This window comes from Pseudomonadota bacterium (assembly GCA_016195085.1).
In the GTDB taxonomy this organism is placed as follows: domain Bacteria; phylum Pseudomonadota; class Alphaproteobacteria; order SHVZ01; family SHVZ01; genus JACQAG01.
Window position 1 is genome coordinate 1 of record JACQAG010000057.1, and the last position, 8,902, is coordinate 8,902.

Annotated in this window: 9 protein-coding genes and 1 tRNA gene; 3 read left to right on the forward strand and 7 right to left on the reverse strand. The window is 67.0% G+C overall.

The window, feature by feature from the left end; translation table 11 throughout:
- Positions 1–165 precede the first annotated feature (165 nt).
- Positions 166–1,140, forward strand: coding sequence for a Gfo/Idh/MocA family oxidoreductase (locus HY058_16890; GenBank protein ID MBI3498973.1), 975 nt, complete (start codon positions 166–168; stop codon positions 1,138–1,140).
- Positions 1,141–1,163: 23 nt separating this feature from the next.
- Here HY058_16890 and HY058_16895 read toward each other — a convergent pair whose 3' ends face one another.
- From HY058_16895 to HY058_16925, 7 genes are all read right to left on the reverse strand, one after another.
- Positions 1,164–1,940: an ABC transporter ATP-binding protein gene (locus HY058_16895; protein MBI3498974.1), complete on the reverse strand. Its 777-nt coding sequence runs from the start codon at positions 1,938–1,940 to the stop codon at positions 1,164–1,166.
- Positions 1,937–2,788 carry an ABC transporter ATP-binding protein gene (locus HY058_16900; protein ID MBI3498975.1) on the reverse strand — a complete coding sequence of 284 codons (852 nt, stop codon included), beginning with the start codon at positions 2,786–2,788 and terminating at the stop codon, positions 1,937–1,939. The genes HY058_16895 and HY058_16900 overlap by 4 nt, the downstream gene beginning before the upstream one ends.
- Entirely contained in the window at positions 2,785–3,702 is a 918-nt protein-coding gene (locus HY058_16905; GenBank protein ID MBI3498976.1) for an ABC transporter permease, read from the reverse strand. The genes HY058_16900 and HY058_16905 overlap by 4 nt, the downstream gene beginning before the upstream one ends.
- Positions 3,699–4,697, reverse strand: coding sequence for an ABC transporter permease (locus tag HY058_16910; GenBank protein MBI3498977.1), 999 nt, complete (start codon positions 4,695–4,697; stop codon positions 3,699–3,701). The genes HY058_16905 and HY058_16910 overlap by 4 nt, the downstream gene beginning before the upstream one ends.
- Before the next feature lie 192 nt (positions 4,698–4,889).
- The gene (locus HY058_16915; GenBank protein MBI3498978.1) at positions 4,890–6,479 is read right to left on the reverse strand and encodes an ABC transporter substrate-binding protein; all 1,590 of its coding nucleotides are present in this window, start codon (positions 6,477–6,479) and stop codon (positions 4,890–4,892) included.
- Between the two features lie 225 nt (positions 6,480–6,704).
- Positions 6,705–6,779: transfer RNA gene (locus HY058_16920), tRNA-Val, on the reverse strand.
- 88 nt (positions 6,780–6,867) lie between these two features.
- Entirely contained in the window at positions 6,868–7,224 is a 357-nt protein-coding gene (locus HY058_16925) for a response regulator (protein MBI3498979.1), read from the reverse strand.
- Positions 7,225–7,485: 261 nt separating this feature from the next.
- On the opposite strand from HY058_16925, the gene HY058_16930 reads away from it, so the two are divergent.
- A complete protein-coding gene (locus tag HY058_16930) occupies positions 7,486–8,370 on the forward strand; it encodes an N-formylglutamate amidohydrolase (protein MBI3498980.1) in 885 nt (294 codons plus the stop codon).
- A 14-nt stretch (positions 8,371–8,384) separates the two neighbouring features.
- On the forward strand, positions 8,385–8,902 hold a 518-nt coding region (locus HY058_16935), incomplete at its 3' end, for an N-acetyltransferase (protein MBI3498981.1).

Here is an 8,902-nt window from a genome sequence, read left to right on the forward strand (position 1 = left end):
CATCGCTTGGTCGCGAGCGCGACTCACGTCGCCGTCGGCAGGACCAAGCGAGTGATCCATCGGACAACATGACCGATGTGTCCGCTCCCTTGGCGAGAAAAATGACTCGCGGGCGGCCCGGCCGATTTGCCACTATGCCGGCACCGCTCTGGGGAATTGCAACGAATGTTGAACGCCGCGATTGTCGGTCTCGGCCGCTGGGGGCAGACGCTGGTCGCCTCGGCACAAGGAAAGAGCGAGAAGCTTCGCTTCGTCGCCGGCGTCACCGGGACGCTGGCCAAGGCCGAGGCCTTCGCCAAGACGCACGGCATTCCGCTCGGCAAGGACTATGGAGCCGTGCTCAAGGACCCGAAGATACAGGGGGTGGTCCTGGCCACGCCACACAGCCTGCACGCCCGCCAAGTGGCGGAGGCGGCTGCGGCCGGCAAGCATGTGTTCGTCGAGAAGCCGTTCACCCTGACCAAGGCCACGGCCGAGCAGGCAGCGGCGGCCTGCGCCAAAGCCAAGGTGGTGCTGGCGATCGGCCACAATCGCCGCTTCCTGCCGGCGATGGCGCGGCTTAAACAGGCGATCGCCGACGGCCAGCTCGGCACATTGCAGCACGTCGAGGCGACCTTCGCCGCGCCCGGCGGCTTCCGCTACCAGCCGGGCACCTGGCGCGCCGATCCCGATGAAAGCCCGGCCGGCGGCATGGCCGGCCTCGGCATTCACGTGATCGATGCGATGATCGACATGTTCGGCCGCATCACGGCGGTGTGCGTCAACAGCTTAAAGCGGTCGGTCGCTACCGATCTCGACGACACCACCTCGATGCTGCTGTGGTTCGAGAACGGCATGTCGGGCTATCTCGGCACTCTGATGGCGACGGCGCCGATCTGGCGCCTGCAGGTGTTCGGCGCCAAGCAGTGGATCGAAATGCGCGGGCAGCGTCGCCTCGTCGTCGGTCATCTCGAAGGCGAGCGCGACCAGATCGAGTTTCCGGTAGTCGACATCGAGCGCGCCGAGCTCGAGGCCTTCGCCGACGCGGCGACCGGCGGCGCGCCTTACCCGGTCACGCACGAGCAGGCGATCCACGGCATCGCCGTGTTCGAGGCGATCGCCAAGGGCGCGCGCGCGCCGGAGACGATCAGGGTCGCGTAAGGGTCAGGCGCCCGCGGCGGCAATCAATCGAACGTCACCATCTCCGCCGCGGCGGCACGGTCATAACCGATGCTGGCGCGCAGGAGCTGGCGCGTATAGGCCTCGCGCGGCGCCCCGGCGCGCAGTTGGTCGACCGTCATCTCCTCGACGATGCGGCCGGCATTCATCACCACCAGCCGCGCGCACATATGGGCGATGACCGCGAGGTTATGGCTGACCAGGACGTAGGTCAGCCCGTGCTCGCGCTTCAGCCGCGTCAGCAGGTTGAGGATTTCCGCCTGCACCGACACATCGAGCGATGAAGTCGGCTCATCGAGCAGCAGGATCTTCGGCTCGAGGATGAGCGCGCGGGCAATCGCCACGCGCTGGCGCTGGCCGCCCGAGAGCTGATGCGGGTAGCGGAAGCGGAAGGTCGGGCCGAGGCCGACATCGGCAAGCGCCGAATCGATGCGGGCGTCGGCGTCGCCCAGGCCGTGGATGGCGATCGGCTCCGACAGGATGCGGTCGACCGTGTGGCGCGGATGCAGCGAGGCATAAGGGTCCTGAAACACCATCTGCACGCGTTTGTAAAAGGCGCGGTCGCGCCGCTTCCCCTGCATCTCGCCGGCGATCGCAATGCGGCCGGCCGACGCCGGCGCCAGTCCGCACAGCGCCCGCAGCACCGTCGACTTGCCCGAGCCGGATTCGCCGACCAGGCCGAACACCTCGCCTGCGGCGACGTGGAAGGTGATGCCGCGCACCGCATGCACCGACTTGGCGCCGTGGCCGAACACCACTGAAAGATTTTCGACCTCGATCACGGCAGCTTCCCGTCGCGCCAGGCCGGATCGCGCATCAGCGTCGGCAGCTCGGCGCGTGGTACATCGACGCGCGGCAGCGATTGCAGCAAGCCCTGCGTATAGGGATGGCGGGCGGCGGCAAGCTCGGCGGCGCGGCAGGTCTCGACGACGCGGCCGGCATACATGATGAGCACGCGGTCGCAGAACGACGCGACGAGGTTGAGGTCGTGGCTGATGAAGATGAGGCCCATGCCGCGCTGCCTCACGAGATCGTCGAGGATGGCGAGCACCTGCATCTGCACCGTCACATCGAGCGCCGAGGTCGGCTCGTCGGCGATCAGCAGGTCGGGGTCCGGGGCCAGCATCATGGCGATCATGATGCGCTGGCCCATGCCGCCCGAGACCTCGTGCGGGTAGAGGTCGTAGACCCGGGCCGGATCGCGGATGCGCACGGCCGCCAGCATATCGAGGGCACGGTCCCGCCCCGCGGCGACCGAGCCCTGCCCATGCGCGCGATACGCCTCGGCGATCTGCCGGCCCACCGTCATCACCGGGTTCAGCGAGAATTTCGGGTCCTGCATCACCATGGCGATGCGGCGGCCGCGAATGTCGCGCATCGCCACCTCGTCGCACTGCATGAGATCGGTGCCGTCGAAGGCGATCCGCTTGGCGCGCACCTCGCCCGGCGGCGGCACCAGGCGCAGAATGGCGCGCCCGGTCACCGACTTGCCGGAGCCGGACTCGCCGACGATGCCGAGCCGCTCGCGCCCCAGCGCGAAGCTGACGCCACGCACCGCCTCGACCACGCCGTGCCGCGTGTGGAAGCGCACCGACAGATCGTCGACCGCCAGCAGCGTCGCGTCGTTCATTGGCTCTTGGGGTCGATCACGTCGCGCAGCCCGTCGCCGAGCAGGTTGAAGCCGAGGCTGACGACGAAGATGGCGATGCCGGGAATCGTCGCCACCCACCACTGGTCGAGCAGGAACTTGCGCCCGGTCGAGATCATCGCCCCCCATTCCGGCATCGGCGGCTGCGCGCCCAGCCCCAGGAAGCCGAGTCCGGCGGCGGTGAGGATGATGCCGGCCATGTCGAGCGTCACGCGCACGATGACCGAGGCGGTGCACAGCGGCACGACATGGCCGAGGATGATGCGCGCCGTCCCCGCCCCTTGCAGCCGCACGGCGGCGATGAAGTCGCTGTTGCGGATGGTCAGTGTCTCGGCCCGCGCGATGCGCGCGTAGGGTGGCCAGGCGGTGAGGGCGATGGCGATCACCGCATTTTCGATGCTGGGACCCAGCGCCGAGACGAGGGCCAGCGCCAGGATCAGGCGCGGAAAGGCGAGGAACACATCGGTGATGCGCATCAGCACCGCATCGACCCAGCCGCCGACGAAGCCGGCGACCGTGCCGACCAGCAGCCCGATCGGCGCCACCATGATCACCACCATGCCGACGATGACGAGCGTGATGCGCGCGCCGTAGACGATGCGCGCGTAGATGTCGCGGCCCAGCTCGTCGGTGCCGAACCAATGCTCGATGCTGGGCGGCTGCAGGCGAATTCCCAAGTCCTGGGCGATCGGCGAGTACGGCGCGAGTATCGGCGCGACGACCGCCACCGCGATCAATGCCAGCACGATGACGAGGCCGACCAGCGCCAGCGGATTGCGCAGGAAGGCGAGCGCCGCGACATAGGCCTGCCCTAGCCGTGCCTGCGTACGCGAGTGCGGCGCCTCGGTCAGCAGCCACGCGCGCAGGGTCGGCGTATCGGGATGGACGTCGTTCATCGGGCGCGCGGATCGACCAGGCGGTAGAGCACGTCGGACAGCATGTTGATGCCGATGAAGACCGACCCGACGACGATGGTGCCGCCGAGCACGGCGTTCATGTCGGCACTGAACAGCGAGCTGGTGATGTACTGGCCGAGACCCGGCCAGGCGAACACCGTCTCGGTCAGCACCGACCCTTCGAGCAGGTTGGCGTAGGACAACGCGATCACCGTGATCAGCGGCACCATGACGTTGCCCAGCGCGTGGCGCCAGACGACGCGCCGCTCCGACAAGCCCTTGACCCGCGCCGTGGTGATGTATTCCTGCCGCAACTGCTCCAGCATGAAGCTGCGCGTCATGCGGCTGATATAGGCGAGCGAGAAATAGCCGAGGATCGCGGCCGGCAGAATGACGTGGCTGAACGCCGAGGCGAACACCTCCCACTCGCCGGCCATCGCCGAATCGATGAGGATCACGCCGGTCACCGGCGCCACCAGATCGTCGAACGCGACGTCGAGTCGGCCGGGTCCCGCCACCCAGCCGAGCCTGGCGTAGAACAGCAGCAGGCCGACCAGGCCGAGCCAGAAAACCGGCACCGAATAGCCGACCAGACCGGCGACGCGGATAACCTGATCTTGCCAGCGGTCGCGATTGACGGCGGCGATCACGCCCATCGGCACGCCGAGCGCGACGCCGATGATCGTCGCCACCGAGGCGAGCTCGAGCGTCGCCGGGAACACGCGCTTGATGTCGTCGAGCACGGTGTTCGCCGTCATCACCGAATTGCCGAAATCGCCGCCCAGCACCCTGGTGCAGTAGATCCAGAACTGGTGGTAGAGCGGCAAATCCAGGCCGAGCTCGATGCGCACCCGCTCATAGACCGCCGCCGGAGCGCGGTCGCCGACCGCCGCCAGCACCGGATCGATCGGCACCACGCGGCCGATCAGAAACGTCACCAGCAGCAGGCCGAGAAAGGTCAGCGCGACGGTGCCCAGCAAGCGCGCCGCTGTCATAAGGTGGCGCGCCAGCGGCGCGTGCCGCGCGGTCGCGGAAGGTGATGTCACGAGAGGAACGCGTAGGGGCGGGTTTGATCCTTCGACTCGCGGACCTCATCCTGGGGAGCCGCGCCGCAATTCGGCGGCGCGGCGTCTCGAAGGAGAGGTTCGCGGCTCAGGATGAGGCCCGCCCCTACATCAGCCTTAAGCTCACTTCTTGATCGCGTGGTAGAGGTTGTTGTCGAAGCTCGGCCCCATGATGAAGCCGGTGACGCCCTTGCGCGCCGCCGACACCTCCACCTGCTGGTACATGATGATGAAAGGCGAGCTCTGCTGGTGCTCGCGCTGCAGTTCGAGATAAGTCTGCTCGCGCTTCTTGGCGTCGGTCTCCAGCACCGCGGCCTTGGTCTTGGCGGTCATCGCCGGGATGTCCCAGGCATTGCGCCAGGCCAGCGTCTTCGACCGCGCGTTGTCGGTGTTGTCCTCGTTCATGGCATAGGTCTCGGCATTGGTGTGCGGGTCCTGATAGTCCGGGCCCCAGTTGCCGATATAGATGTCGTGCTGGCGGGCGCGATACTTGGTCAGCGTCTGCCGGCCGTCGGCGGGAATCAGCTCGAGCTTGACCCCGGCCTTGGCCCAGCTCGCCTGGATCGCCTGCGCCACGTCGGTATAGGGCGAGAGGTTGCGCGTATCCATGGTCACGCTGAAGCCATTGGCGAGGCCGGCCTTGGCCAGCAGCGCCTTGGCCTTATCCAGATCGAACTTGTACGGCTTGTCGGCGAGTGCGCCGAAGAAGCCTTGCGGCAGGAACGCCTCGTGCAGCTTGTAGGTGCCGCGCAGGATGTTCTTCTCGATGCCTTCGTAATCGACCAGCCATTTGAGCGCCTCGCGCACCTCGGGCTTGGACAGGTTGGGGTTCTTCTGGTTGAGGCCGAGATAGAGGATCGAGCCCTTGAGCGCCTCCTGGGTGGCGATATGCGGGCTGTCGGCGATGGCGTCGAGCTGATCCTTGGTCAAATTGCGGGCGAAATCGACGTCGCCCTTTTCGAGCAGCAGGCGCTGCGTCGCCGGCTCCGGGATATGGCGCACGACGACGCGGCGGGCAAATGCCTTGCTGCCGCCCCAATAGTTGTCGTTGCGCTCGAGAACGTAGGCGTCGTTCGCCTTCCAGCTCACCAGCTTGAACGGCCCGCTGCCGGCGGAATTGGTCTTGAGCCAGGCATTGCCCATGTCGCCGTTTTGATCATGCTGCTGCACGACCTTGCTGTCGACGATGCTGGCGACGACGGCGGTCATGCAGTAGTAGAAGAAAGTCGGCGCCACCGCCTGGCCGGTCTCGATCGTCAGCGTGTATTTGTCGACCGCGCGGATCTTGTCCTTGGCGTTATCCTTGCTGAGCCCGAACTGGGTCAGGATGAAGGCCGGCGTCTTGTTCATGATGACGGCGCGCTGCAGCGAGTAAGCGGCGTCTTCCGCCGTCATTTCGTTGCCGGAATGGAACTTGATGCCCTGGCGCAGCTTGAACGTATAGGTCTTGCCGTCGCCGCCGACATACCAGGTATCGGCAAGCTGGCCATAGAGACGGCTGACATTCTTGAGGTCGTAGGCGATCAGCTTCTCATAGACGTTGCCGACCGCCTCGCTGCCGGAGAACTCGAAGGATTCGGCCGGATCGAGCGAGATGATGTCGTCGATCTGCTTGGCCATGACGATCGTGTCTTTCGGCGTCGCGGCGTCGGCGGCGGCGAATGGGCTCGCGACGGCAAGCGCGGCCGCGAGCAGCAATGCAGTTCGTTTCATGCCTAGGTACTCCCCGTTTTTCCTGTCGAGGTCCGCGGCTTTACCGGGCCGAATTCGGACGTTGCCAGCACATTGTCAGCCTGATGACCGGCCCGTCAAGCCGCCGCGAAGGGAGACGCTCTCTCTCGTCGTCAGCGTAGGGGCGGGTTTGAAACCCGCCCCTACCCGCCACGAGAACCAGGTCGCAGCCATCGGATCGGATTGAAATGAGGAAAATCGGCGAGGTGGTGGGCGGTACAGGATTTGAACCTATGACCCCCTGCGTGTCGAGCAGGTGCTCTACCCCTGAGCTAACCGCCCCTCCGCCGCATGCCCCAAGAGTTAGGCGAGGACGGCGGACTATACAAGATCGCCGCTGGTTGGCAACAAGGCCGACGGACGCCCGCCCTCAGGCGGCCAGCATGCGCTGCACGCGGTCGACCAGCTCGCGCAGATGGAACGGCTTCGACAGGACGGTGGCATTGGCCAGCGGCGGGCCGCCGCTGCCGAGCGCCACGGCGGCAAAGCCGGTGATGAACATCACGCGCAGCTGCGGATTGCCGCTGCGCGCCTGGCGGGCAAGCTCGATGCCGTCGATGCCGGGCATGACGATGTCGGCGATGAGCAGATCGAAGCGGCCCGGCAACGCGGTCAGGGCCTGGGCGCCGTCGGGAAAGCTTTGCACCTGGTGCCCGGCCCGGCTGAGGGCCGTCGCCAGGAATTGACGCATCGCGTCATCGTCTTCGGCGAGGAGTATGCGTGCCATCGTGCTGTTCCTTGTGACCCCTCCGACGCGGCCGTTCGCCGAGACTTCGACGGCCTCTAGCCCAACCGCTTGCCAACGATCCTAGCGCCGCTAGTGTAATGGAAGTGTTAATGTTTATTGCGATGCCAATCAATCCGGCACAACAACGGGTTACGCGGCCTGGCGAAGATCGCCGAGCGGCCCGGCCGCGGCCATCGTCGCAGGTGACAGAACCCGTCATATTTGCTCTAAGTTCCATGACCAGGAAATTACGCCGCACGCATGCGCAATAATCTTGCCGTTGCCGAGCTGCCGCCCTCCCCGCTCGCCGTGGAGGCGCCGACCCGTCAGACGGTTCCCGTCGTTTTCGCCTCGCCGCATAGCGGCAATATCTATCCGCCCGATTTCGTCGCCCAGGCGCGTCTCGACATCAACAATCTGCGCCGGTCGGAGGATGCGTTCATCGACGAGCTGTTCGGCGCCGCGCCGCGCCTCGGCGCGCCGCTGCTCAAGGCGCTGTTCCCGCGCGCCTATATCGATCCCAATCGCGAGCCGTTCGAGCTCGATCCGGCGATGTTCGCCGATTCGCTGCCGCCCTTCGTCAACACGCGCTCGCCGCGGGTCAGCGCCGGGCTCGGCACCATCGCGCGGGTGGTCGCCAGCGGCGCCGAGATCTACCGCGCCAAGCTGTCGTTCGCCGAGGCGCGCACGCGCATCGATGCGCTCTACCGCCCCTATCATGCGCGGCTCGCCGAGCTGGTCGCCGCCACCGCCGCGCAGTTCGGTCACGCCGTGCTGATCGACTGCCACTCGATGCCGTCGGTCGGCGGCCCGATGGACCGCGATCCGGGGCGAAGGCGCGTCGACTTCGTGCTCGGCGATTGCTTCGGCGCCTCCTGCGCGCCGGTGCTGACGCTGGGCGTCGAGAGATATCTGCGCGATCTCGGCTACGCCGTGGCGCGCAACGACCCTTACGCCGGCGGCTTCACCACGCGCCATTACGGCCGGCCGAGCGACGGCCACCACGCGCTGCAGATCGAGATCAACCGCGCGCTCTACATGGACGAGGCGCGGATCGAGCGCGGCGCCGATTTCCAGGTGCTGGCAACGCGGCTCGGCGGCTTGATCCAGGCGGTCGGCGCGATCGCCGCGCGGGAGCTGCATTGAGCACCCGCACCGAGATCCGCCTGCGCCTGCGCGACGCGGCGGATGCCGACATGCCGGCCATTCACGCGATCTATGTGCATCACGTGCGGCAGGGGCTGGGCAGCTTCGAGGAGACGCCGCCAGACGTGACCGAGATGCTGCGGCGCCGCGCCGACATCCTCGCCCGCTCGCTGCCCTATCTCGTCGCCGAGCGCGACGGCGAAATCGTCGGCTACGCCTATGCCGGCCCTTATCGCCCGCGCTCGGCCTATCGCTTCTCGGTCGAGGACTCGATCTATGTCGCGCCGGACGCGCAGCGTCTCGGCGTCGCGCGGGCGCTGCTGGCCGAGCTCATCCAGCGTTGCACCGCGCTCGGCTACCGCCAGATGGTGGCGGTGATCGGCGACAGCGCCAATGCCGGCTCGATCGGCGTCCACGCCGCGCTCGGCTTCGCGCAGACCGCATTGCTGCCCGCCATCGGCTTCAAGTTCGGCCGCTGGGTCGACAGCGTCTTCATGCAACGCGCGCTGGGCGAGGGCCAGTCGACCCTGCC